Source organism: Paraburkholderia sp. BCC1886 (assembly GCF_900996245.1).
In the GTDB taxonomy this organism is placed as follows: Bacteria; Pseudomonadota; Gammaproteobacteria; order Burkholderiales; family Burkholderiaceae; genus Paraburkholderia.
On record NZ_CAAJGK010000074.1, the window covers coordinates 170744 to 196969 of the forward strand.

17 protein-coding genes and 1 pseudogene are annotated in these 26226 nt (G+C 65.1%); 9 read left to right on the forward strand and 9 right to left on the reverse strand.

Features of this window, described 5'->3' with window-relative positions:
- Positions 1–110 precede the first annotated feature (110 nt).
- The gene (gene tsf, locus FQ746_RS25330; RefSeq protein WP_144112534.1) at positions 111–992 is read right to left on the reverse strand and encodes a translation elongation factor Ts; all 882 of its coding nucleotides are present in this window, start codon (positions 990–992) and stop codon (positions 111–113) included.
- A gap of 193 nt (positions 993–1185) precedes the next feature.
- Positions 1186–1938, reverse strand: coding sequence for a 30S ribosomal protein S2 (gene rpsB, locus FQ746_RS25335; protein WP_144112535.1), 753 nt, complete (start codon positions 1936–1938; stop codon positions 1186–1188).
- Here rpsB and FQ746_RS34880 point away from each other — a divergent pair.
- The 4 genes and pseudogenes from FQ746_RS34880 to FQ746_RS25350 all read left to right on the forward strand — a co-directional run.
- The gene (locus tag FQ746_RS34880) at positions 1840–2226 is read left to right on the forward strand and encodes a hypothetical protein (RefSeq protein WP_186310850.1); all 387 of its coding nucleotides are present in this window, start codon (positions 1840–1842) and stop codon (positions 2224–2226) included. The genes rpsB and FQ746_RS34880 overlap by 99 nt on opposite strands.
- Before the next feature lie 183 nt (positions 2227–2409).
- Positions 2410–3219: a type I methionyl aminopeptidase gene (gene map / locus FQ746_RS25340; RefSeq protein WP_144112536.1), complete on the forward strand. Its 810-nt coding sequence runs from the start codon at positions 2410–2412 to the stop codon at positions 3217–3219.
- A gap of 36 nt (positions 3220–3255) precedes the next feature.
- Positions 3256–5835 carry a [protein-PII] uridylyltransferase gene (locus tag FQ746_RS25345; RefSeq protein WP_144112537.1) on the forward strand — a complete coding sequence of 860 codons (2580 nt, stop codon included), beginning with the start codon at positions 3256–3258 and terminating at the stop codon, positions 5833–5835.
- Between the two features lie 276 nt (positions 5836–6111).
- Positions 6112–8190: pseudogene (locus FQ746_RS25350) on the forward strand (pseudouridine synthase); the annotation flags it as partial.
- A 126-nt stretch (positions 8191–8316) separates the two neighbouring features.
- Here the strand turns inward: FQ746_RS25350 and FQ746_RS25355 are convergent.
- The 7 genes from FQ746_RS25355 to FQ746_RS25385 all read right to left on the reverse strand — a co-directional run bounded on the left by FQ746_RS25355 (position 8317) and on the right by FQ746_RS25385 (position 21253).
- Entirely contained in the window at positions 8317–10389 is a 2073-nt protein-coding gene (locus FQ746_RS25355; protein ID WP_144112539.1) for a filamentous hemagglutinin N-terminal domain-containing protein, read from the reverse strand.
- A 15-nt stretch (positions 10390–10404) separates the two neighbouring features.
- The gene (locus tag FQ746_RS25360) at positions 10405–12066 is read right to left on the reverse strand and encodes a ShlB/FhaC/HecB family hemolysin secretion/activation protein (RefSeq protein ID WP_186310834.1); all 1662 of its coding nucleotides are present in this window, start codon (positions 12064–12066) and stop codon (positions 10405–10407) included.
- A gap of 286 nt (positions 12067–12352) precedes the next feature.
- On the reverse strand, positions 12353–12886 hold the full coding sequence (gene def / locus FQ746_RS25365) for a peptide deformylase (RefSeq protein WP_144112541.1): 534 nt from the start codon (positions 12884–12886) through the stop codon (positions 12353–12355).
- Positions 12883–14949, reverse strand: a complete 2067-nt coding sequence (ligA, locus tag FQ746_RS25370; RefSeq protein WP_144112542.1) for an NAD-dependent DNA ligase LigA — start codon at positions 14947–14949, stop codon at positions 12883–12885. Before ligA ends, def begins: the two co-directional genes overlap by 4 nt.
- Before the next feature lie 182 nt (positions 14950–15131).
- Complete coding sequence (locus tag FQ746_RS25375; RefSeq protein ID WP_144112543.1) at positions 15132–16424, reverse strand: cell division protein ZipA C-terminal FtsZ-binding domain-containing protein; 1293 nt, start codon at positions 16422–16424, stop codon at positions 15132–15134.
- Between the two features lie 128 nt (positions 16425–16552).
- Positions 16553–20071, reverse strand: a complete 3519-nt coding sequence (gene smc, locus FQ746_RS25380; protein ID WP_144112544.1) for a chromosome segregation protein SMC — start codon at positions 20069–20071, stop codon at positions 16553–16555.
- A 147-nt stretch (positions 20072–20218) separates the two neighbouring features.
- Entirely contained in the window at positions 20219–21253 is a 1035-nt protein-coding gene (locus tag FQ746_RS25385; protein WP_260854164.1) for a DMT family transporter, read from the reverse strand.
- Positions 21254–21563: 310 nt separating this feature from the next.
- Here FQ746_RS25385 and dapC point away from each other — a divergent pair, with 310 nt between their 5' ends.
- The 5 genes from dapC to prmB all read left to right on the forward strand — a co-directional run bounded on the left by dapC (position 21564) and on the right by prmB (position 26214).
- Positions 21564–22781, forward strand: a complete 1218-nt coding sequence (gene dapC / locus FQ746_RS25390; RefSeq protein ID WP_144112545.1) for a succinyldiaminopimelate transaminase — start codon at positions 21564–21566, stop codon at positions 22779–22781.
- 73 nt (positions 22782–22854) lie between these two features.
- Complete coding sequence (dapD, locus tag FQ746_RS25395) at positions 22855–23682, forward strand: 2,3,4,5-tetrahydropyridine-2,6-dicarboxylate N-succinyltransferase (protein WP_144112546.1); 828 nt, start codon at positions 22855–22857, stop codon at positions 23680–23682.
- A complete protein-coding gene (locus FQ746_RS25400; protein WP_144112547.1) occupies positions 23682–24047 on the forward strand; it encodes an ArsC family reductase in 366 nt (121 codons plus the stop codon). Before dapD ends, FQ746_RS25400 begins: the two co-directional genes overlap by 1 nt.
- A 127-nt stretch (positions 24048–24174) precedes the next feature.
- Positions 24175–25314, forward strand: a complete 1140-nt coding sequence (gene dapE, locus FQ746_RS25405) for a succinyl-diaminopimelate desuccinylase (RefSeq protein ID WP_144112548.1) — start codon at positions 24175–24177, stop codon at positions 25312–25314.
- 15 nt (positions 25315–25329) lie between these two features.
- The gene (prmB, locus tag FQ746_RS25410) at positions 25330–26214 is read left to right on the forward strand and encodes a 50S ribosomal protein L3 N(5)-glutamine methyltransferase (protein WP_144112549.1); all 885 of its coding nucleotides are present in this window, start codon (positions 25330–25332) and stop codon (positions 26212–26214) included.
- The last annotated feature ends 12 nt before the right edge of the window (positions 26215–26226 follow it).

Sequence of the window (26226 nt, forward strand, 5' to 3'; positions counted from 1 at the left end):
GCGGCAGCGCACTGGGGAATCTCCGGTACGCCGCCTCGCGGCGCCGCCGCCCGCGGCCAGGTGTTGCTTCGCCGCGGGTCCAACGGTAATGCGTGAAGCTTAAGTCAGGCTTATTGTTGCTTTGCAGCAGCGACCTGAGCCGCCACTTCGGCTGCGAAGTCGTCCTGCTTCTTCTCGATGCCTTCGCCGACCACGAACAGCGCGAACTTCTGCACGCTGGCATTGCCTGCCTTCAGCATCTGTTCGATCGTCTGCTTGTCGTTCTTAACGAACGTCTGGTTCAGCAGCGACACTTCCTTCAGGTACTTCTGCACGCTGCCGTCGACCATCTTGGCGACGATTTCGGCCGGCTTGCCCGATTCCGCGGCTTTCTGCTCGGCGATGCTGCGTTCCTTGGCGATCAGTTCGGCCGGCACGTCTTCCGACGACAGCGAGACCGGCTTCATCGCGGCGATGTGCATGGCGACGTCCTTGCCGACCTGCTCGTCCACGCCCGTGTACTCGACCAGCACGCCAATACGCGTGCCGTGCAGGTAGGCGGCCAGTTTGTTCGCGGTTTCGAAACGCACGAAACGGCGGATGGACAGGTTTTCACCGATCTTGCCGACCAGCGCGAGACGCACTGCGTCGACCGTCGAGCCTTCCAGCGGCAGAGCCGACAGAGCGGCGACGTCGGCCGGGTTTTGCGTGGCGACCAGTTCGGCCACCTGTTTCGTGAACGCGAGGAAGTCGTCGTTCTTCGAAACGAAGTCGGTTTCGCAGTTCAGCTCGACCAGCGAGCCGGCGTTGCCGCCGATGAACGAGGCAACCACGCCTTCAGCTGTGACGCGCGATGCTGCCTTGCTCGCCTTGTTGCCCAGCTTCACGCGCAGCAGCTCTTCAGCGCGCGCCATGTCGCCTTCGGCTTCCGTCAGCGCCTTCTTGCATTCCATCATCGGCGCGTCGGTCTTTGCGCGCAGTTCTGCAACCATGCTTGCGGTAATTGCCGCCATCATTTGCTCCTTGAGTTCCGTCTGACACACACCGCCCGGACTTCGATACCGGCGGCAAGAATTCGTTTCAGCGTTGCCCGTATTTTTTACGGAGAACGCTTTCGGCACTGTTCACAGCACCTCACTACAGTGTCGCGACTTAAAAAAAGGGGGCCTGTAGAAAGCCCCCTTTTTTGCCGGACACGGGGCAGCTTTACGCTTCCGCGCTGACCTCGACGAACTCGTCGCCTTCACCGCCACGAGCAGCCGTCACCACTTCGTTCACCGCGTTCGCACGGCCTTCGAGGATTGCGTCGGCCACGCCTGCCGTGTACAGAGCGACTGCCTTGCTGGCGTCGTCGTTACCCGGGATCACGTAGTCGATGCCTTCCGGCGAGTGGTTCGTGTCGACCACGGCGATGACCGGCACGCCCAGCTTGGCCGCTTCGGTCACGGCAATCTTGTGGTAGCCGACGTCGACCACGAAAATTGCGTCCGGAATGCCGCCCATGTCTTTCACGCCGCCAATCGACTTTTGCAGCTTGGCCATTTCGCGTTCGAACAGGAGCGCTTCCTTCTTGCTCATGCGCTCGGTTTCACCGGCTTCCAGCGCTGCTTCCATGTCTTTCAGGCGCTTGATGGAAACCTTCAGCGTCTTGAAGTTGGTCAGCATGCCGCCGAGCCAGCGGGCGTTGACGTACGGCATACCTGCGCGCTGCGCTTCTTCAGCGATCGTGTCGCGCGATTGACGCTTCGTGCCGACAAACAGGATGGTGCCGCGGTTGGCTGCCAGTTGACGCGCGTACTTCAGCGCGTCGTTGTACATCGGCAGCGTCTTTTCGAGGTTGATGATGTGGATCTTGTTGCGATGACCGAAAATGAAGGGTGCCATCTTCGGGTTCCAGAAGCGCGTTTGGTGACCGAAGTGGACACCGGCTTCCAGCATTTGACGCATGGTAACTGCCATGAAAATCTCCGCGAGGGTTGGGTCTTAAGCCGGCTGCCGTATCTGCCGCATAGCCAGTTGCGCGATGTACACGCCACCTGCCTGAATGCGACCGACACCCTGGGTGCGCCGGCTTGCGAGTTTGCTGCGAGTTTGCTGCCTGGGTACTACAACCATCCCGTTTTGCAGGCAGCTAGCGCAACGGGCGCAACGGGCGTGACGTACTACTTCAGTCGAACGCGTTTTTCTCCGGAGTTTTCCCCCGGACTGTTCACCAAAGACAGCGATCGACTTAGCCAAAGATTATAGCATGCGCCTATCGGTAGACTCAACCTGTGCGGTAGCACTGACCAACCGCCGCAGGGTTGCGCCCATGGCTTCCCTTCCGCCGCAGCAAAGGCGCCGCAAAAGGCGCGAGGCCCGTCTCAAAAGGCTGCGGCGCCCGGAATATGGTGCGATAATCCCGCAATATTCGCATTTCAGGCCCGACTCATGGCTATTACGCTCAAAAACGAACACGATATCGCGCAAATGCGCGTCGCCTGCAAACTCGCCAGCGAAGTGCTCGACTACATCACGCCGTTCGTTAACGCCGGCGTCACGACCGGCGAACTCGACCGCCTCTGTCACGAATACATGCTGAAGGAACAGGGCACGGTGCCGGCACCGCTAAATTACCAGCCGCCGGGCTACCCGCCCTACCCCAAAGCCACCTGCATCTCCGTCAACGACGTGATCTGTCACGGTATTCCGGGCGACAAGGCGCTGAAGAACGGCGACGCGCTGAATATCGACATCACCGTCATCAAGAACGGCTATTTCGGCGACACCAGCCGGATGTTCATCGTCGGCGAGGGGTCGATCCTCGCCAAACGCCTGACGCAAATCACCTTTGAATGCATGTGGCTCGGAATCGACCAGGTTCGCCCGGGCGCGCATCTGGGCGACATCGGCCACGCTATCCAGAAACACGCGGAAGGCCACGGCTACAGCGTGGTGCGCGAATACTGCGGCCACGGCATCAGCACGGTGTTCCACGAAGACCCGCAAATCCTGCACTACGGCCGCCCGGGCACCGGCTTCGAACTGCAGGCCGGCATGATCTTCACGATCGAACCGATGATCAACGCCGGTCGCCGCGACATCCGCACCATGCCTGACCTGTGGACCGTCAAAACGAAAGACCGCAGCCTGTCGGCGCAATGGGAACACACCGTGCTCGTCACGGAAACCGGCTACGACGTGCTGACCGTGTCCGCCGGCACGCCGGCCCGTCCGCCGATCGTCGCCGCCACGGTCTGACCGGGCGGTCCGACCCAACCCGCACCGCGCCCGCCAATGAGTAGTGTTCCCGTCGTTGCCCAATCCCATGCCACGTCGCTCAAGGCGGACTACAAGGTGGCCAAAGCCCAGTTGCTGGAACGCTTCAAAACCGCCGCCAATGTCGATGCGTTGATGGGCGCGCTCGCGCGCGCCACCGACGAGTCGCTGCGCGCCGCATGGGACACCTGCGAGTTGCCGGCCGAGCTGGCGTTGCTGGCGGTCGGCGGCTATGGGCGCGGCGAACTGGCGCCGCACTCCGACATCGACATCCTGGTGCTGCTGCCGGACACGCCTGTCGAGCATCTGGAGGCGCGCATCGAACGCTTTATCAGCCTCGCGTGGGATCTGGGGCTGGAACTCGGCAGCAGCGTGCGCAGCGGGTCGCAATGTCTGGAAGAAGCCGCGAACGACGTCACCGTGACGACCTCGCTGCTCGAAGCGCGCCGCATCACCGGCAGCGCCACGCTGTTCGACGACTTCGTGCGGCGCTATCGCGAGGCGCTCGACCCGAAAGCGTTTTTCCAGGCGAAATTGCTGGAAATGCGCCAGCGTCACGCCAAGTTCCAGGACACGCCGTACGCGCTAGAACCGAACATCAAGGAGAGCCCAGGCGGTCTGCGCGATCTGCAGCTGATCCTGTGGATCACGCAGGCGGCCGGCTTCGGCGACAGCTGGCGCGAGCTCGAAGCGCGCGGCCTCGTCACCGAACGCGAAGCGCGCGAGCTGCGCCGTAACGAGAGCTTCCTGAAGGCGCTGCGCGCCCGGCTGCATGTCATCGCCGGCCGCCGTCAGGACATTCTGGTGTTCGACCTGCAAACGCCGGTGGCCGAGAGTTTCGGCTACAAGCCGACCGCCACCAAGCGCGCCAGCGAGCAGTTGATGCGCCGCTACTACTGGTCGGCCAAAGCCGTCACGCAATTGGCGACCATCCTGCTGCAGAACGTCGAGGCGCAGATTTTCCCGAGCACGAGCGGCATTACGCGCGTGCTGTCGGACGAGTTCGTCGAAAAGCAGGGCATGCTGGAAATCACCAGCGACGACGTGTTCGAACGCAAGCCCCGGGCGATCCTCGAAGCCTTCCTCTGGTATCAGGAAACGCCGGGCGTAAAGGGCTTTTCCGCCCGTACGCTGCGCGCCATCTACAACGCGCGCGACGTGATGGACCAGCACTGGCGGCGCGACCCGGAAAACCGCCGGCTGTTCATGGAAATCCTGAAGCAGCCGGCCGGCATCACGCACGCTTTCCGGCTGATGAACCAGACGAGCGTGCTCGGCCGCTACCTGCTGAATTTCCGCCGCATCGTCGGGCAAATGCAGCACGATCTGTATCACGTCTATACCGTCGACCAGCACATCCTGATGGTGCTGCGCAACCTGCGCCGCTTCGCCGTCGCCGAGCACGCACACGAATACCCGTTCTGCAGCCAGTTGATCGTCAATTTCGACCGGCCGTGGGTGCTGTACGTGGCCGCGCTGTTTCACGATATCGCGAAGGGTCGCGGCGGCGATCACTCGCAACTCGGCATGGCCGACGCGCGGCGTTTCTGCCGCAATCACGGCATGTGCGACGAAGACACCGAACTGGTGGTGTGGCTCGTGCAGCAGCATCTGACCATGAGCCAGGTCGCGCAGAAGCAGGACACGAGCGACCCGGAAGTCATCAAACGCTTTGCCGAACTGGTCGGCACCGAGCGCTGCCTGACGGCGCTGTATCTGCTGACGGTGGCCGACATCCGCGGGACCAGCCCGAAGGTCTGGAACACGTGGAAAGGCAAGCTGCTCGAAGACCTGTACCGCTCGACACTCGCCGTACTAGGCGGCGCACGACCCGACGCTCACTCGGAACTCAAGTCGCGCCAGGAAGAGGCGCTCGCGCTGCTGCGCCTCGAAACCGTGCCGGAAGGCGCGCAGAAGGCGCTGTGGGACAAGCTCGACATAGGCTATTTCCTGCGTCACGACGCCGCGGATATCGCGTGGCAAACGAGGGTGCTGTACCGCCACGTCGAAACGCCGGCGCCGATCGTGCGCGCGCGTCCTTCGCCGATCGGCGAGGCGTTGCAGGTGCTGGTGTACGTGAAGGATCAGCCCGATCTGTTCGCGGGCATCTGCGCGTATTTCGACCGCAATGGGTTGTCGGTGCTCGATGCAAGGGTCAGCACGACCCGTCACGGCTACGCGCTCGATAATTTCCTGGTCGCGCATACCGAAGAAGACGTGCATTATCGCGACATTGCCAATCTGGTAGAGCAGGAACTGAGCGCTCGTCTCACCGGCGACGGCACACTGCTTCCCGGACCGTCGAAAGGCCGTTTGTCGCGCCTGTCGCGCACCTTCCCCATCACGCCGCGCGTCGACCTCCGGGCCGATGAGCGCGGCCAATATTACATCCTGTCCGTGTCGGCGAACGACCGGCCAGGCCTTCTTTATTCGATCGCGCGCGTGCTGGCCGAGCACCGGGTCGGCGTCGCGTCGGCACGGATCAATACGCTCGGCGAACGCGTCGAAGACGTTTTCCTGCTGGATGGACGCGGTCTGTCGGACAGCCGTGTCCAGCTTCAGGTCGAGACCGAACTGCTGCGCGCGATCGCAGTGTGAGATTTCATGCGACTCAAATTAACAGCCAAGCATCCGCGGCCGGCTTCGTCCGAACGCGCCCCTGTCCGTACCGGAAGCACGTCGGCGCGTAAGCCGACGCGTCCGGCGGCGGCACCCAAGCCTTCCACAGCGGAGGGTTTCGGCGGGGCGCGCGGCGAAGGTGCGCGCGCGGCGGGCGGCGGCAAGCGTCCGGCCGGCGGCAAGCCGGCAGGCGCCGGCGCACGTCCGGCGAGAGCTGAGGGCTCGTTTTCCCGCGATCGGGATGCGGGCGGAGCGCGCCGGACGACGTCCGATCGCCCGCCGCGCCGCGAAGGCGCCGAGGGCGCGCCGAGGCGGTTCGAAGGCAATGAAGGGCGTGGCCCGCGGCGTGATGACGCGGCGGGTGCGCCGCGGAAGTTCGAGGGGCGCGGGGAACGTGGGGAACGGGGTGATCGGCCGCCGCGCCGTGACGATGGTGCGCGTGGGCAAGGTGCGCCACGACGGTTCGAGGGCGCGGGGGACCGTGCTGAACGTCCGCCGCGCCGGTTTGAAGGTGCGGGCGACCGGACTGATCGTCCGCCGAGGCGGTTTGAAGGTGCGGGTGATCGGACCGATCGTCCGCCGAGGCGGTTTGAAGGTGCGGGTGATCGGACTGATCGTCCGCCGAGGCGGTTTGAAGGTGCAGGTGATCGAACTGATCGTCCGCCGCGTCGTTTCGAAGGTGCGGGTGATCGCAACGATCGTCCGCCGCGCCGGTTTGAAGGCGCAGGCGACCGGACTGATCGTCCGCCGAGGCGGTTCGAAGGCGCAGGTGATCGGACTGATCGTCCGCCGCGTCGTTTCGAAGGCGCAGGTGATCGGACTGATCGACCGCCGCGCCGTTTCGAAGGCGCAAGCGACCGCACTGATCGTGCGCCGCGCCGTACCGACGGCGAACGCGGCGCAGGCGATCGCACCGACCGCGGCCCCCGTCCCGAACGCAGCTTCGAAGGCAACCGCCCGCCGCGTCGTGACGACGGCGAGCGCCGTTCGTTCAGCGGCCCGCGTCCGGGCGCGGACCGCCCGCCGCGCCGCGACGGCGAGGCGTCGGATCGACCGCGTTTCGGCGGCGAACGCGGTGAGCGTGGGCCACGCAGCGACAGCGCTCCGCGCCGCTTCGAAGGCGAGCGCGGCGCACCGGCGCCCGGCGCACCGGCGCGCGGCGAGCGCAGCTTCGCAAAACCCGTCAAAACCAGCTACGGCGACCGCCCGGAACGTTCGGAACGTTCGGAACGTTCGGAACGTTCGGAACGTTCGGACCGCCAGGACCGTTCGTCCCGGCCAGCATCGCCCCACGCCCCGCGCGGCGATCGCAACGAGCGCGCCCCGGCCAAACGCGAATTCGGCGATCGTCCGGCCCGCAGCACGGACCGTGGCGAGCGCACCAAAAGTAGCGATCGTCCGGCCCGCAGCTTCGACAAATCGCTGCCGGGCGCGCCCCGCCGCTTCGGCGACGAACGCCCCGCCCGCGCGGACAAGCCCCGTGGTCCTGCAGCGCCTCGAGCCGACCGCCACGCCGACAAAACCGAATCCGCCGAAGCCGCACCGCGCGCGCCGCGCCGCGACTACGAGGACGCCCCCGGCACCTTGCGCCTGTCCAAGCTGATGTCCGAGCTTGGCCTGTGTTCGCGTCGCGAAGCGGACGAGTGGATCGAGAAAGGCTGGGTGCTGGTGGACGGCGAGCGCATCGATACACTCGGCACCAAGGTCCGCCCGGACCAGCGCATCGAGATCGATCCGGCAGCCGAAGCCCAGCAGATGAAACTGGTCACCGTGCTGATCCACAAGCCGGTCGGCTATGTGTCGGGCCAGGCGGAAGACGGCTATCAGCCGGCGATCACGCTCGTCACCCCGGAAAACCGCTGGGACGGCGACCACTCCGACAACCGTTTTTCCATCGCGCATTTGCGTCAACTCGCTCCCGCTGGACGGCTCGACATCGACTCGACCGGCCTGCTTGTGCTGACGCAGGACGGCCGCGTGGCGAAACAGCTGATCGGCGGCCATTCGGATGTGGACAAGGAATATCTGGTTCGCGTGAGTTTCGGCGATGTCGAAACCGACGTCGAATCGCACTTCCCGCCGGAAAGTCTTGCGCAGTTGCGTCACGGTCTGGAACTCGATGGCGTGCCGCTCAAGCCGGCGATGGTGAGCTGGCAGAACGGCGAGCAATTGCGCTTCGTGCTGCGCGAAGGCAAGAAACGCCAGATCCGTCGTATGTGCGAACTGGTCGGCTTACAGGTGCTCGGCCTGAAACGCGTACGGATGGGCCACGTGATGCTCGGCGCGCTGCCGCCCGGACAGTGGCGTTATCTGGCAGCGGACGAATCGTTCTGACCCACGGACACCGGTCGAGCGACCGATGAATGTAGAACAACCCCACGTTTTATCGAAAAACGTGGGGTTGTTTTTTATGGCGAGGTCGCGACCGACCTGCCGGTTCTAGTGCCGCGAGGCGTTACCTCAGAACGTGTAGCCGCTCTTCATGGTGGGCTGAACGTTCCACTGACCCGGCTGGGCCGAGTAGTTGACCGCGACGCCCTGCACCGGCTGGGGAGCCGCGAACTGCGCTGCCTGGGCGGCCGACTGCGCTGCCAGGTTGCGAGTGATCTGCTCCAGCTGAGCCTTGTCAGCGGCTTGCTGCTGTTCCGAACGCTGGCCAGCCTGGTCCTGCAGGCGCGCGGCGTACTCGGCGAGCGCCTTCTGCTGGGCGGCCTGCTGTGCCAGAAACGCTTCGTAGTCGGCACCCGCGTTCTGCTCAGCAGCCTGCTGCGCAGCGGCTTGCTGTTCCGCACGCTGGCGAGCCTGCTCCTGCATGTACGCGTCGTAGTCGGCGCGCGCCTTCTGCTCGTTGGCCTGTTGCTGGGCACGGTCACGCGCTTCCTGCTCCATACGGGCTTCGTACTCAGCACGAGCCTGCTCCTGCGCACGATCGCGGGCTGCCTGGTCGGCGGCCTGCTGCTCGGCGCGCTCGCGCGCTTCCTGCTGCATACGCGCTTCGTATTCAGCGCGAGCCTTGGCTTCCTGCTCCATACGCGCTTCGTACTCGGCACGAGCCTTGGCTTCCTGCTCCATACGCGCTTCGTACTCGGCACGAGCCTGCTCCTGCGCACGGTCGCGAGCTTCCTGCTCGGCGGCCTGCTGCTGGGCACGATCACGCGCTTCCTGCTCGATGCGCGCTTCGTATTCAGCCCGAGCCTGCGCTTCCTTGGCCTCACGTTCTGCACGAGCCTGCTGCTCAGCCGCTTCGCGCTCCGCATCAGCCTGCTGTTGAGCACGGTCACGCGCTTCCTGTTCGATACGCGCCTGCTCTTCCGCAGCCTTACGTTGCGCATCGGCTGCTGCCTGGGCTTCCGCCTTGGCTGCTGCATCGGCGGCATTCGTCGCCGGCAATTCGGCGAATTCCGCGCGGCTACGGGTTTCCTGGTCGGCCAGTCGTACCAGCTTGTCGCTGTCGCTCAGCCTGGCTTGCGCCTCCGGCGTCCAGCCGCGCGAGGCATTCATGCTGTCCATCGCGTTCTTCGTCGACTTCTTCATCTGCTGGAAGTTGTCCTTCGCCCACTGCATCTGCGAATCGCCGGTCAATGCGTAGGGAGCGCTGTGGTCGACAACCGAGAGGACGAGGCCCGTGTTGCCCGTCGTCACCAGCCCGTTCGGCGCATTCGTGATGTCCGAACCAAACATCTGCGACACGACACCACCTTGCCCGCCGCTGATCAAACCGGCGTTGTTCACGCCGAGACCATACTCCGAACCTTCGAGCACGATCTTGTCGGCGTACATCCCGCCAAGCGCCGACACGTCGAGCGCAACAGCCGGCTTCGCGCCTTCTGCTGCCGACGTATTCACGAGCTTGCCCGTGAAATTGCCGTTCGCGTCGCCGTCGAATTGCGTGCCGTTCTGCGAGTTGATGCTCCAGCCCTTCACCGCACCGTTGACGATCGTCGCGCGCGACAACAGGTTCACCTGACCCGCGCCGACGTCGACACCGGCGCCGTCGATCTGGATCGTGGCGGGCGTCGCACGCGTCGTGTCGACGTTCAATGCCAGCGGGCTATCCGCACGCGGGCTGAAGCCGGCCGCGGCCAGCGTCAGCATCGGCGCGTTGATGGTGGTCGCGCCGTTCGCCGAGATACCGGCAGCGTTGGCGATCAGCAGATGCGCGGGCGCACCGGCGACTTCCATCGCGCCATTGAGCTTCGATGCCTGAGCCGAGGTCACGTCGGCAACGATCACCTTGGCGGCGTTGCCGTTCAGGTTGGCGTTGGCCGCCAGTTGACCGGCGAGCTTGCTGGTGCCGGCTGCCGTCAGGTTGTTCAACACGACGCCGTTTTTATCGACATCGAAGTTGCTGAACGTGTTGCGCGAAATGCCCGAGGCGTTTGCGCCCGCGATGTTCACGACGGGCGTGTTGCCCACCGTGTTCACCTGCGTCTGACCACCATTGGCCACTACGCCGGCGGCCATTGCACTGCCGGCCGTCGCCAGCGCGGTGAGCGCGGCGATAGTCAGAGCGTTGAGTCGAAATTGAATCATAAGAGTCCTAGGGGATTAAAAACGCGTGCTCAACCGGAGGTTGACCACGACGGGATCGGCATGCAGCTGTTTCGGAGCAAACAGCGGCGTGCCAATTGAGACAGACGCCGAAACGCCTTTGATCGAAGTGGAGGCGCCCAAGGCGGCGCCCACCACGTTGCCGCCTGAATTCGGTTCGCCGGCGACCGGCACGACGCGCCCGGCGTCGAGTGCGGCCATTAGCGTGACGCGGGCGCCGAACACGGAAGCGGCCGGCGTCCAGTCGACTTCGTTGCGCAGATAGGCACCCGTGTTGCCGTACAGGTACTGATCCTTGAAACCCCGCACGGAGTTGTCGCCGCCGACCGAAATGCGCTCGCTCGAATAGAGCGGCCGCGCGCTCGCCTGTGCATACGCCGACGAGAGCAGCGCGACGGACGGCGCGACCTGCGTGTAGACGCTCGCGCTCGCGGAAAACTTGCGAAAGCCCGCAGACGGTCCGCCCGCGGCGCTCTTGTCGGCGCTCGCGAACGGCAACCCTTCGGTCACGGCCGGACTGAACGTGACGTAGCTGCGCGTACCGACGCGGCTCGCAAAGTTGACGCCGATGCGCGCCGTGCTGACCCGTTCGGTGCCGCTGCCGAGTTGCACGTCCTCGAGCGAGGTTTTGCCGGTGTAGTTGGCAAGCGAGCCCACCACGTCGATCTTGTGCGACGCATTGCGCGAGACCGTGCGCGACAGGCTGATCTGGTTCTGGATATTGCTGCCGTGATAACGCAGCGGAGTGCCGTAGAAGTCGAGCGGAATCGCGAAGTTGCCGGTCGCACCGGCATAGCCGAGCGTCCAGTAGCCAAGCGGTACGCTCGCGGAAGCGCCGAAGCTGCGGCGATACTTGTCGCCGTGCAGCGCAGTCGTGCTGGTACCCGACACGCCGAGCTGTTCGCCAAGGCCCAGCATGTTGTTGAGCGTCAGCGCGCCGCCGAATTCGCCCGCGCCGGTATTCGCCGCGCCCAGGTTGTCGACGTTCAGGTCGACATTCACGGAAGGCGCCGTGCGGCCCGTGACCACGACATCCGAGTAGCCCGCTTCGGGCGCGGCGCGCACGGCCACTTTCACCCCGCCGGGCGTGACGCGTTCGAGTTGATCGACGCCCTGCTCCACGTCACGCAGATTGAGCGGCTCGCCGGTGTAGCCGGGAAACGCCATGCGCGCCGCGCGGTCCGAACGGGTCGTGCCGTCCTCGAACGCCACGCGGCCAAGCTTGCCTTCGGCCGCGGCAATCACCAGCGGGCCGCCGGCGCCGTCCTGTTGCGGCAACCACGCATGACTCGTGATGTAGCCGTGCTCGACATACCAGTCGTTCACTTCGTCGAGCAGATGCGCGAGTGCCGCGTTGTCGAGACATTTGCCCGATGTTTCGAGCACGATCGCCTGCCTGAGACTGTCCGGCACGAGCGTGGCGCCGGGAAACTCGACGCCGCTCGCGTAGATGCAGGACACGCCTTGCGGCGTAAAGCCGGCTTGTGCGCCGGTGTCGCGGGGCGCGCGGGTGACGGCCGGCGCGTCGCGCCTGCTCAGGCCTTCGCGCAACAGGCGCGCCTCGTCGAGCAGACGTTGCTGCTGCTGATCCTGCAACGCGTGGTCGACCGGATTGTTCAGCTCCGCGGCCCATGCGGGCGCGGCGGCCAGCGTGAGCAACGTGCCGATCGAACTCAGCGATGCAGGCGACGTCCTTGGAGAACGGCGGGGGGAACGGCGGAATAGGGAGTAACGCAAAGCGGCCTGCACATTTCAGAATTCATACACGAGGCCGGAAGTGTAATTATTCGGAAAGCATGCAAACGTGGGAGCGGTCCGCGGATTCGATCGGAATCGTCCTAATTTGGAGTCATCCAAATAGGCGGAAATAGAGACAAGGGGAATTGACTAAACCGCCACCCAGGGCGGGTGGCGGCGGCGAGAACGAGCGTGGGCTAAAAGTAGCTCAGTCGTCGCTATTCGGATCCATGTCCGGGAACAGCACTTCGGTGAATCCGAACTTCGAGAAATCGTTGATCCGCATCGGATACAGTTTGCCGATCAGGTGATCGCATTCATGCTGGACGACCCGCGCATGGAACCCTTCGGCGACACGATCGATCGGATTGCCGAACTGATCGAAGCCGTGATACTTGATCATCGAAAACCGGCTCACCGCGCCGCGCAGTCCGGGCACCGAGAGGCACCCTTCCCAGCCTTCTTCCATGTCCTGCGACACCGGCGTGATGGTCGGGTTGATCAGGACGGTTTCGGGAACCGGCGGCGCGTCCGGGTAGCGCTGGTTCTGGCCAAAACCGAAAATCACCAGTTGCAGATTCAGACCGATCTGCGGCGCGGCCAGCCCGGCGCCGTTGACCGCATGCATGGTCTCGAACATGTCCTTGATGAGTTCATGCAATTCCGGCGTATCGAAACGATCGACCGGGTCGGCAATGCGCAGCAGGCGCGGATCGCCCATCTTCAGAATTTCGCGGATCATAACAACCCCTCCAGGAGCTTACGCATACCATCTTCGTCGAGTACGGGGATGCCGAGTTCCTCGGCCTTGGCCAGTTTGCTGCCGGCCTCGGCCCCCGCCACCACGTAATCCGTTTTCTTCGACACCGAGCCGGCGACTTTTGCGCCGGCCGCTTCGAGCATTTCCTTGGCCTCTTCGCGCGCGAGCGTCGGCAAGGTGCCGGTCAACACGACCGTCTTGCCCGCCAGCACGCCTTGCGGCGCTTTCGGTGCGGGCGGTCCTTCGGGCCACTCGACCTTGCCCGGCGCACGCAATTGTTCGATGACCGTGCGGTTGTGTTCTTCGGCAAAAAACTGGTGCAGCGACTCGGCGACCACCGGGCCGACGTCGTTGACTTCCAGCAAAGCCTCGACCGACGCATCCATGATCGGGTCGAGCGAGCCGAAATGCCTGGCCAGGTCTTTCGCGGTCGATTCGCCCACATGGCGAATACCGAGCGCATAGATGAAACGGGCGAGCGTGGTGTGCCGCGCGTGGTCGAGCGAGTCGAGCAGGTTTTGCGCAGATTTATCGGCGAAACGGTCGAGTTCGGCGAGCGTCGCAAAGCCGAGGTTGAACAGATCGGCCGGCGTACGCACCAGGTTCTGCTCGACCAGCTGGTCGATGATTTTCTCGCCGAGTCCGTCGATGTCCAGCGCACGCCGTTGCGCGAAATGCCACAGCGCCTGCTTGCGCTGCGCCGGACAGAACAGTCCGCCGGTGCAGCGCGCGATGGCTTCGTCCGGCAGGCGTTCGATGTTCGACCCGCACACCGGGCACTGGGTGGGCATGACGAACTCGCGGGCGTCTTCCGGGCGGCGCTCCAGCAGCGCGCTGACCACCTCGGGAATCACGTCGCCCGCCCGCCGCACGATGACCGTGTCGCCAATACGGATGTCCTTGCGGCGCACCTCGTCTTCGTTATGCAGCGTCGCGTTCGTCACCGTCGCGCCGCCGACGAACACCGGCTCCAGCCGCGCGACCGGCGTGATCGCACCGGTCCGGCCGACCTGCACGTCGATGGCCACGAGTCGCGTCAACGCTTCCTGCGCCGGAAACTTGTGCGCGAGCGCAAAGCGCGGGGCGCGCGACACGAATCCGAGCGCGTCCTGTTCGTCGCGCCGGTTGACCTTATAGACCACGCCGTCGATGTCGTACGGCAAGCCGTCGCGCTTCTCGCCGACCGATCTGAAAAAGCCGAGTAGCCCGTCGGCGCCCTGCACCACCGCGCGCTCGCCGTTCACCGGCAGACCGAGTTCCTTGTACCAGTCGAGCAGCTCGCTATGCGTCGCGGGCATTTGCGCGCCTTCGAGCACGCCGATGCCATACGCAAAGAACGACAGCGGCCGCTGTGCGGTGATTTTCGAATCGAGCTGCCGCAGACTGCCGGCGGCGGCGTTGCGGGGGTTCGCGAATTCTTTCTGTTCCGCGGCCCGCTGACGCTCGTTCATGCGCTCGAAATCGCGCTTGAACATCAGCACTTCGCCGCGCACGTCGAGCACGTGGGGAATGCGTTTGCCCTTGAGCTTGAGCGGGATGGAGCGGATGGTGCGCACGTTGGCGGTGACGTTCTCGCCGGTGGTGCCGTCGCCGCGCGTGGAGGCCTGCACGAACTGGCCGTCGACGTAGCGCAGCGAAATGGCGAGGCCGTCGAACTTGAGTTCCGCCGCGTATTCGACCAGAACCGGCGGCTCGCTCGCATGTTTGCCGAGCGCGTCGCCGACCCGCTTGTCGAACGCGACGATGTCTTCGTCCGCGAAGCCGTTGTTTAGCGACAGCATGGGCTGGTCGTGCACGACCGGCTCGAAGCCGCTTGCCGCTTCGCCGCCCACGCGCTGGGTGGGCGAATCCGGCACGATCAGGTCGGGATGCTCGGTTTCGATGCGCTCCAGTTCCTTGAACAGCCTGTCGTATTCCGCGTCCGGCAAGTCCGGCTGGTCGAGCACGTAGTAGGCGTAATTGGCGCGTTCGAGTTCCGCGCGCAGCGACGCGGCCCGCTCGGCCGGAGCGTCGGGTGCAGGAGAAGGGACGGGAGTTCGGGCCATGCTTGTCGGCAGCTTCTTCACGGAAATTCAGAGCTCGGATTATCGCAGGAAAGCGGGCCCCTTTACATCGGCCGAATGGCCAGGCCTGCACTCGCCGACCCTACGCGCAAGCAGCGTTCCAAACGAAAAAACGGCCGCACATCGTGCGGCCGCCCGGGCGCTGCCGGCTCACGACGCGAGACCTACTGGCTGAACAGGCGCCGCGTTGCCGGCGAGCCCGCCGGAATGCCCGCCTGTTCGAGTTTCGCGTACAGCGTCATCAACTGCTTTTCGATCGCGAGCAAGGCCGTTTCCGGCAACGGACGACGCCCGTCGTCCACCACCCTGCCGCCGATGCGCTCGGCTAGCGACTTCGCGTAATCGCACATCAACCGGAACGGCAGGATGTCTTCGTCGGCCACCGGCACGTCGAGCACCAGCGTGATCATCTGGCCGCCCTTGTAGGTCAGGTCGTCGCGCAGAAAATTGGTGTCGCCGAATTGCAGCATGAACACCGGGCTCTGCTTCGCGTCGAGCTTGACGAAACGGGTGCCGTCGCGCGACAGCAGCAGGCCGTCCTGCGACGCGACCGCCTGCACGTAATTGGCCGACCACGGCGCGCCGTCCGACAGCACGTTGATCGAGAGTTGCGCGTCGCACTGCGCGGCGAAGGCGTCGAGTTCACGCGCCATCGCCACGGTTTCGAGCATGTCGGGGAATTCGGGCGAGGCGTCCAGCGCGTCGGCGAACTGCTGCACGCCCGTCACGAATTCCGAGAACTCCAGTTCGTTGAGCGCGCCGCTGCGATTGGCCAGTTGCGCGGCCGCGCGGAGTTCCTCGTAGCGCGTGCCGTTTTGCAGCAACTCCCACGCGCCGCCTTCGAGCTTGCCTTCGATATGCACCGGCTTGCTGCCGGCGCGGCGCAGGCGCTGCGCGAGCGGAATCACCTTGTCGCCGGCCACCGGGCCGTTCAGACGGATCGGCACGATGCAGTCGATGCGGCGGTCGACGATCGCCGGCGGCGCCGACGAAATGGTCGTCGCGGCAGGCAGGATCGGTTCGAGGGGTTCGTCGGCGTGCGCTGACTTCGAGGCCTGAGCAGTGTCGGAGGTCTCGGCGGCCTCATGGCCGGCGGCAGCGGCCTGGCCCTCGGTTGGCGTTACCCCGTTCGGCGTCGTGGTTTCGGCCTGGATATCGGCGGCGGTATCGAGCGGCGCCGCGCCCACGCTGCCAAACGTCGGTTCGACCCGCGCGGCCGGCGTCTCGCCACCGGCCTCGGCGCCCACTACCGGTTCGCGGCGCGTCGTCGGCCGGGCCGGCTCGATGAACGGGCTCGGCTCTTCGTGATCGTCACGCGCGAAATTCTCGGCGGTCTCGGCCGGCATCGGCCGCGGCATCTTGCGGCGCACTTTCGCACCTTGCCACGCGTTGTACACGACCACCCCACCCACCACCACGGCGCCCGCGCCGATCAACCCGAGTGTCAACTCGTCCATGCATGCTCCGTCAGCAATTCTTCTGTCTGCGCGGCTATGCGCCCGCTCCACGTATCGCGCGGCCGGTCTGGCCGCTGCGCTGAACGCGGACGCCCGCGAGGCTCAACAAATAAAAATCCGGAAAAAACTCAGCCGATGTTCTGCGCAAACCCCGCGGCTGTTTCCATGTCCACCGCCACGATGCGCGACACGCCCTGTTCCTGCATGGTCACGCCGATCAACTGTTGCGCCATTTCCATCGCGATCTTGTTGTGCGAGATGAAAAGGAACTGCGTCTTGTCCGACATCGCGCGCACGAGGTTCGCGAACCGTTCCGTGTTGGCGTCGTCGAGCGGCGCATCCACTTCGTCCAGCAGACAGAACGGCGCCGGATTCAGCTGGAACATCGCGAACACCAGCGCGGTCGCGGTCAGCGCTTTCTCGCCGCCGGAGAGCAGGTGAATCGTGGAGTTCTTCTTGCCCGGCGGCTGCGCCATCACTTGCACGCCGGCGTCGAGAATTTCGTCGCCGGTCATGATCAGTTTGGCCTGCCCGCCACCGAAGAGACGCGGGAACAGTTCGCCGAAATGCTGGTTCACCTGGTCGAACGTGCCTTGCAGCAAGGTGCGCGTTTCGGCGTCGATCTTGCGGATGGCGTCTTCGAGCGTGTCGATCGCGCTCGTCAGGTCGGCCGATTGCGCGTCGAGGAAATGCTTGCGCTCGCTCGCCGCCTTCAGTTCGTCCAGCGCCGCCATGTTGACCGGGCCGAGCGCGGTGATCGCGTTGTTGATGCGCGTGACTTCGCCCTGCAAGTACGACGGCTTCAGGTCCGGCGTGAGCTTGGCCTGCAACTCGGCCTCGTCGACACCGGCCGCGGCCAGTTGTTCGATGAACTGCTCGCCGTTGAGTCGCGCGGCCTGCTCTTTCAACTGCAATTCGTTGATGCGGTCGCGCAGCGGCTGCAACGCGCGCTCGGTGGTGAGCCGGGTTTCGTCCGCGGCGCGCAGTTTGGCGGTCAGGTCGTCCAGTTCGAGCCGCGCGGCATGCAGCGACTCTTCCTTGACCGCGCGAATATCCAGCGCGTCCTGCAAGCCGGTATGCGCGGTCTGCTCGTTGATCGTTTCCAGCTCGGCGCGCGCGTCTTCCAGCGAGCCGGCCACGCGCTCGCTCTGCTCTTCGGCCACCTGAATGCTGCGCTTCAGTTCGTCGATGCGGTTCGCCATGTTGCGCGCGGCAAAGCGCGCATCGGTGGCGGCACGGTCGAGGTCGCGGGCTTCGCCGCGCGCGGCCGTGAGCGCTTCGTCGAGCGCTTCGAAAGCCAGTTGGTGATCTTCGAAACGCGCCTGCAATTCGGCGAGTTCGCCGTCGTGACGCTCGAAATTCGCTTCCGACTCCGCGCGCAACGCACGTTGCTCGTCGATCTGCGCGGTGATCTCGTCGAGCTCTTCGCGAATCTGCGTGCTGCGCTGCGTGTAGCGCTCGTGCGCCTGGGTCAGCTTGAGCACGTCCATCTGCAACGCGTGCACCCGCTGGGTCGCGCGTTCGGCTTGCTGACGCGCGTCGCCGAGCACCTGGGCGGCCTGCGTGTGCGCGGCTTCGGCACGAATCGCGGCGGATTTGGCTTCATCCGCGAGCAAAGCCTGCGCGCGCACCTGACGGCCGAGGTTCTCGATTTCCTGCTGACGGGCCAGCATGCCGGCCTGTTCCGAATCGGCCGCATACAGTTGCACGCCGACCCGCGTCACCACGTGACCGGCCTTCACGACGAACGAACCGCCTTCGGGCAACTGCGCGCGTTGCGCGAGCGCCTGCTGCAGGTCGTCGGCGACGAAGGCGAGGCCGAGCCAGTCGTTCAATACCGCGCGAATGCCGGCGTCGTCGATGCGAACCAGCGAGAGCAACGGACGCAGCGTCGGCGGCGTGGCCGAAGGTGTGCCTGCCGGCGGCGGCGCATAAAAGGCCAGCTTGGCCGGCGGCGCGTCGGTGGCGAAGGCCTTCACCCAGTCGAGATTCGACACTTCCAGCGCCGCGAGCCGTTCGCGCAGCACCGCTTCGAGCGCGCTTTCCCAACCGGCTTCGACGTGCAGCTTCTTCCACAGACGCGGCAGGCTGCCCAGTTCGTGCTTCTCGAGCCAGGGTTGAATCTTGCCTTCGGTCTGGACGTTTTCCTGCAACTGCTTGAGCGCGGCAAGCCGTGCGTCGAGCTGATGAATCTGCGCGGTTTCCGACTGCACGCGCTCCTGGGCCGCCCGGCGTTCGCCGTCCAGACGCGGCAGCGTTTCCTGCGCGTCGGCGAGACGCGCCTGGGCGTCGTGGAGAATTTCTTCGTGTTCGGCGAGTTGCATGCGCAACTCTTCGAGCTGCGCTTCGTCCGGTGCATCGAGCCCGCCCGCTTCCGACTTGAGCCGCTCGTGACGCTGCTGCAGTTGCTGCAATTGCTGATCAGCGTTGCGCTGGTGCGCCGCTTCGAGCTTGAGCGCCTGTTCGGTCTGCGCGATCCCGCCGCGTTCCGCGTTCAGTTCGGTTTGCGCATCGCGCCAGCGCGCTTCGAGCGCCGGCATCGCGTCGTGCTTCGCCGCGGCGGAATCTTCGGCGAGCGCAGCTTTTTCTTCGGCGACGGCAAGCTGTTCTTCCGCGTCTTCCAGGTCGCCCTGCGCTTTCTGCGCCTGGGCGAGCCACTGCTCGCGCTGCGCGGTCAGTGCCGCGATTTGCGCCTGCACGCGATTGCGCGATTCGACGATGAACTTGATCTCGGCTTCAAGCCGGCTGACTTCGGCATTCGCTTCGTACAGTGCGCCTTGCGCGCCCTGCATCGCGTCGCTGGCCGAATAGTGCGCGACCCGCAGCGTTTCGAGTTGCGCCTCGACTTCGCGCAGTCTGGCGGTTTGCGCCTCGAGGTCGATCTGCGCCTGTTCGATGGCGCGCTTCTGGCGTTCCTGCTCGCCGCCCGCTTCGTTCTTGCGCAACAGCCACAACAGGCGCTGCTTCTCTTCGCCGTCGGCCTGCAGATCCTTGTATTTCGTCGCGACGACCGCCTGCGCTTCGAGCTTCTCGAGATTCGCGCCGAGTTCGCGGACGATGTCTTCGACGCGCGTCAGGTTCTCGCGCGTATCGTGCAGACGGTTCTCGGTTTCGCGGCGGCGTTCCTTGTACTTCGAGACGCCCGCGGCTTCTTCGAGGAACACCCGCAGCTCTTCGGGCTTCGCCTCGATGAGCCGGGCGATCATGCCCTGCCCGATGATTGCGTAAGCACGCGGCCCGAGGCCGGTGCCGAGGAAAATATCCTGGATGTCGCGACGCCGCGCCGGCAGGTTGTTGATGTAGTAGCTCGAGGTGCCGTCGCGCGTGAGCACGCGCTTGACGGCGATCTCGGCATATTGGCCCCACTGTCCGGCGGCGCGTCCGTCCGCATTGTCGAACACCAGTTCGACGCTGGCCCGGCTGCCGGGTTTGCGCGCGGTCGAACCGTTGAAGATCACGTCCTGCATCGACTCGCCGCGCAGCTCGGAAGCGCGCGATTCGCCGAGCACCCAGCGCACGGCGTCGATGATGTTGGACTTGCCGCACCCGTTCGGTCCGACCACGCCCACCAGCTGGCCCGGAACCTGGAAATGCGTGGGATCGACGAAGGATTTGAAGCCAGCGAGTTTGATCGAGGTCAGACGCACGGCGATTTCGCTGTTGGAAAAGGGAAATTAAAAAGAAGCTCGTGAAGGCCGCGCCGGCCGAACGCCCAAACGGCGAAGCAACCGGCGACGCCCCGCGAGACGGGCGCCACGCACGCTGTAGAGCGTGCTTACGCTAATGAGCGGCCATCATACCATCGCGCGTGGTCGATTCTTACGGGTTGACGGGTCGGTTGGGTCGTCGGTTGGGTCGTCGGCCGGCTCGTCGCTCGCATCGTCGGCGGCGGCCTCGCCGGCCGGACCCGTGTCCTGATTGGCGGGGTCCGGCGGCATGGCCTTCGTGCGATGCACCCAGCTCGACAGCGCGGACGCCAGCACGATGCACACACCGCCCGCCCACTCACGCGGACCCGGTGTCTCCCCCGCGAACAGCCACGCGGAGAGCGCCGTCACGACGATCTCGAACAGCATGATGATCGACGCCCGGTTGGCCGGCACGCGGGAGAGCCCGTATTGCACCAGCATGTTGTTCGACGCCAGCAGGAAGCCGAGGCCGAGTACCAGCAGCGCGGCGGTGCTTGCGTGCGCGCCGGTCGGCGGCGCGGGCATCGCCTCGAAGCAGGACGCGAGCGCGCTGAAAATCGCCGCGCCGCCGAAGATCGTCGCGGTGCGCATCTCGGGCTTCATCTCCGGGAGGACGCGGCTCGTCTTCAGGATCAGCACGTTGCTCATCGCGAAACCCATGCCGCCCGCGAGTCCGGCCCATTCGGCGAGATTGCCGGGCACCGGCAAACCGACCTGCGGCGACCACAGCATGGTCATCGCGCCGCCCAGCGACAGCGCGGCCAGCGCCGCGCCCGGCCAGCTCAGACGCTCGTGCAGGATGAAATGCGCGAACAGCGCGGTCCACGCCGGGGTGAGATAGAACAGCAGCAGCACGCGCATGACCTGCCCGTGGATCGAGCCCCAGACGAAACCTAGATTGGTGACGCCGGCGGCCAGCGCCAGCGCAGGGAGCAGCCAGTGCCAACGCACCGATTTCACCGCTCGATGGCGCACCAGCAGCACGAACAGACAGCCCGCGCCGCTCGTCAGCGCGCTTGCCGCCGTGCCGGTTACGCCGAGCGCGGCGAGCATGCGCAGCGGATACCAGATCATCCCCCAGACGGAGGCGCCCAGCATGATGGCGAGGGTCGGCCAGCTTTGGCGAAGGGACGCGTTCATGCGCTCGGGCTCGTTGTTGCTGCGTGCATCTCTCTGCTCCTGCTGCTTTTTTATTGCGCAAGCTTTGGCCGGCTCACGTCGTTGCCGCTGCGGAAGCGGATTCGTGCGGATTCGTACGGATTTGTACTGATTCGCGCGCCGCCCGGCGGTTGGCGGCGGGCCTTGCTGCACGCCGCCGTGCGGGCACGTCACGTTATAATCACGCCCTTATCGCTGCCGGGGGTCTCCCGGGTTTTCTCGAACCGGCTGGGAACGGCCCAACAACTCGCAGCAACCTCAGCGCCCTCTTCGATCAGGCTCGATCCGCTCCGTGAATCCGCTCCTCGACTCTCTCCAGTCCTATCCGTTCGAAAAGCTGCGCGCGCTGTTCGCCGGCATCACGCCGCCGGCGGGACTCGCTCATATCAGCTTCGGCATCGGCGAACCGAAGCACCCGACGCCCGCCCTGATTCGCGATGCAGTCGTGGCTTCGCTCGGCGGCCTGTCCGTCTATCCGGCCACGATCGGCACGCCCGCGTTGCGCGAGTCGATCGCCCAGTGGGTCACGCAGCGTTACGGCCTGCCGCCGGTCGATCCGGCCACCCAGGTGCTGCCGGTTTCGGGCTCGCGCGAAGCCTTGTTCGCACTCGCGCAAACCGTGCTCGATCCGAAGAAAAGCGCCACCGGCGAGTCAGCGATCGTACTCTGTCCGAACCCGTTCTACCAAATCTACGAAGGCGCCGCGATCCTCGCCGGCACCGAGCCTTACTTCGTGAACAGCGACCCGGCGCGCAACTTCGCCTGCGATTATTCGGCGGTGCCCGAGGCCATCTGGGCGCGCACGCAACTGCTGTTCGTCTGCTCGCCGGGAAACCCCACCGGCGCCGTGCTCACGCTCGACGACTGGCGCGAACTCTTCGCGCTGTCGGACCGTTACGGCTTCGTGATCGCCTCCGACGAGTGCTACTCCGAAATCTATTTCGACGAAGCGAACCCGCCGCTCGGCGGTCTGGAAGCCGCGCACAAGCTCGGCCGGGGTTTCGAGCGGCTCGTGATGCTCTCGAGCCTGTCCAAGCGTTCGAACGTGCCGGGCATGCGTTCGGGTTTCGTCGCGGGCGATGCGGCGATCCTGAAGGACTTCCTGCTGTACCGCACTTACCACGGCGCGGCGCTTTCGCCGGTATTCCAGAACGCCAGCATCGCCGCGTGGAACGACGAAACGCACGTCCGCGAGAATCGCGCGAAATACCTGCAGAAGTTTTCCACCGTCACGCCGATGCTTGCCGAGGTGCTGGACGTGCGCCTGCCGGACGCCGCGTTCTACCTGTGGGCCGACGTCACCCGCACCGGCCTCCCGGACACCGAGTTCGCCCAGCGCCTGCTCGCCGACTATAATGTGACGGTTTTGCCGGGGTCGTTCCTCGCGCGCGCCGCGCATGGCGTGAACCCCGGCCGCAATTTCGTGCGTCTCGCGCTTGTGGCGGACGTCGACGAATGCACGCAAGGCGCGCAACGAATCGTCGACTTTTGCCGGTCGCTTGCCGGTTAGCCACCTGGCGCCACGCCGGGTTCGCGCGCCGCACCGCCTTCTTCAGACTTCAACTCTTCAGATAAACACATCTATGTCGCAACAACTTCAGCAGATCATCGACACCGCCTGGGAAAACCGCGCCGAGCTGTCGCCCAAGGCCGCGCCGGCCGACGTGCGCGAGGCCGTCGCTCACGCCATCGAACAACTGGACAAGGGCGTGCTGCGCGTCGCTGAAAAGAAAGACGGCGACTGGGTGGTCAATCAATGGCTCAAGAAGGCCGTGCTGCTGTCGTTCCGTCTGGAAGACAACGCGCCGCTGCCGGCCGGCGGCTATAGCCAGTTCTACGACAAGGTGCCGTCGAAGTTCGCCAACTACACGGCGGAAGATTTCGCCGCCGGCGGTTTTCGCGTCGTGCCGCCGGCCATCGCGCGCCGCGGCTCGTTCATCGCGAAGAACGTCGTGCTGATGCCGTCGTACACCAACATCGGCGCCTACGTCGACGAAGGCACGATGGTCGACACGTGGGCCACCGTCGGTTCGTGCGCGCAGATCGGCAAGAACGTGCATCTGTCGGGCGGCGTGGGCATCGGCGGCGTGCTCGAGCCGTTGCAGGCCAACCCGGTCATCATCGAAGACAACTGCTTTATCGGCGCGCGCTCGGAAGTGGTGGAAGGCGTGATCGTCGAGGAAAACTCGGTCATCTCGATGGGCGTGTACCTCGGCCAGAGCACCAAGATTTACGATCGCGAAACCGGCGAAGTGTCGTACGGCCGCATTCCGGCGGGTTCCGTGGTGGTGGCGGGCAACCTGCCGTCGAAAGACGGCTCGCACAGCCTCTACTGCGCCGTGATCGTCAAGAAGGTCGACGCGAAGACCCGCGCGAAGGTCGGCCTGAACGAGCTGCTGCGAGGCGACTGATGGCGCGCGGCACCAAAACCGTCGTTTATGGCATCCCGAACTGCGACACCGTGAAAAAGGCCCGCGTGTGGCTGGAAGAACACGGCGTCGAGTTCGAGTTTCACGACTTCAAGAAGCACGGCGTGACCGAACCGCTCGTGCAGGACTGGCTGAAGGACGTGAAGCTCGACGCGCTCCTGAATCGTCGCGGCACCACATGGCGCGGCCTGTCCGACGACATGAAAGCGGCCGCCGAAACACAATCGGGCGCGATTGCGCTGATGATCCACAAGCCCTCGGTGATCAAACGGCCGGTTCTGGTGGTCAACGGCCGCGTCAAGTCGCTAGGTTTTTCCGCGGACGATTACGCGGCGCTGTTCGCCTGAACGTAGTTGAACCCGAGCGTGGGCTCGAGCGTTTTTGACGCTGTCGTGCCCGAACGCTGTTGCCGGCTGCGGTGCCTAGCACCGCCAGCCGGCATTTTTTCATTTCAAAGTGGCTCGTCCTGAATCCATGTCCGGCACCCTCGCCCTTACCGAACAACTGATCGCGCGCGCGTCCGTCACGCCCGACGACCAGCACTGCCAGCGCCTCCTGATCGAACGCCTGTCCGCGCTCGGCTTCGAGCACGAAACCATCGAATCGAACGGCGTCACCAATTTGTGGGCCGTGAAACGGGGTACCGACGGCAGCGCGGGCAAGCTGCTCGCGTTCGCGGGCCATACCGACGTGGTGCCGACCGGCCCGCTCGAACAGTGGAATTCAGCGCCGTTCGAACCGACCCACCGCGACGGCAAGCTGTACGGCCGCGGTTCGGCCGACATGAAAACCTCGATTGCCGGCTTCGTGGTGGCGAGCGAGGAATTCGTCGCCGCGCACCCGGCGCATCGCGGCTCGATCGCGTTTCTCATCACGAGCGACGAAGAAGGCCCGGCCACCGACGGCACCGTGAAGGTGGTCGACGCGCTGCAGGCACGCGGCGAACGAATGGACTACTGCATCGTCGGCGAACCGACGTCGAGCGAGCGATTCGGCGACACCGTGAAGAACGGCCGGCGCGGCTCGATGTCGGGCAAGCTGATCGTCAAGGGCGTGCAGGGCCACATTGCCTATCCGCATCTCGCGAAAAATCCGGTGCACGTGCTTGCCCCGGCGCTCGCCGAACTGGTGGCCGAACGCTGGGACGACGGCAACGAATATTTCCCGCCCACCACGTGGCAGGTGTCGAACATTCATAGCGGCACCGGCGCCACCAACGTGATTCCTGGCCATGCGGACGTGATGTTCAACTTCCGCTTTTCCACCGCGAGCACCGTGGAAGGTCTACAGGCCCGCGTCCACGCGATTCTCGACAAACACGGCCTGCAGTACGACCTGCAATGGACCGTGAGCGGCCTGCCCTTCCTCACGCCGCGCGGCGATCTGTCGAATGCGCTCGCCCAGGCGATTCAGGACGAAACCGGCGTGACGACCGAACTGTCGACCACCGGCGGCACCTCGGACGGCCGTTTCATCGCGCGCATCTGCGAACAGGTGGTCGAGTTCGGGCCGCTGAACGCCACCATCCACAAGATCGACGAACATGTCGAAGTCGCACATATCGAGCCGCTGAAAAACGTGTACCGCCGCGTGCTCGAACAACTGATTGCCTGACCCAGGAATTCCATCATGACGCTCCCGTTTTCCACCGTCCGCGACGTGCTGCGCTTCGCGGTGTCGCGATTCAACCAGGCTGAGTTGTCGTTCGGCCACGGCTCGACCAATGCGTACGACGAGGCCGCCTACCTGGTCCTGCATACGCTGCATCTTCCGCTCGACCTGCTCGATCCGTTTCTCGACGCACGCCTGACGACGTCGGAAATCGACGCCGTGCTGAATGTGATCGAGCGCCGCGCGACCGAGCGCGTGCCGGCTGCGTACATCACGCAGGAGGCGTGGATGCACGGTCTGCGCTTTCACATCGACGAACGGGTGATCGTGCCGCGTTCGTTTATCGGCGAACTGCTGCAGGACGGCCTGCAACCGTACGTGGAAGACCCCGAGCAGGTCGGCGCGGTGCTCGAACTGTGCACCGGCTCCGGCTGCCTCGCGATTCTCGCGGCGCACGCGTTCCCGAACGCGGATGTCGACGCGGTCGACCTGTCCGCGCCCGCGCTCGAAGTCGCGACGCGCAACGTGTCGGACTATCAGCTGGAAGACCGCATCTCGCTGTTCGAAGGCGACCTGTTCGCGCCGCTCGCCGGCCGCCGCTACGACGTGATCATCAGCAATCCGCCGTATGTGAACGCCACCGCCATGCAGGCGCTGCCCGCCGAATACAAACACGAGCCGGAAATGGCGTTGGCCGGCGGCGTGGACGGCATGGACATCGTGCGCCGGATCGTCGCCGAAGCCCGCAACTGGCTGACCGACGACGGCGTGCTGGTGGTCGAGATCGGCAACGAGCGCCACAACGTCGAGGCGGCTTTCGGCGGCCTCGATCTGGTGTGGCTCTCGACCAGCGCCGGCGACGACAACGTCTTCCTGATCCAGGCTGTCGATCTGCCGGTTTGACGGTGCATCTAC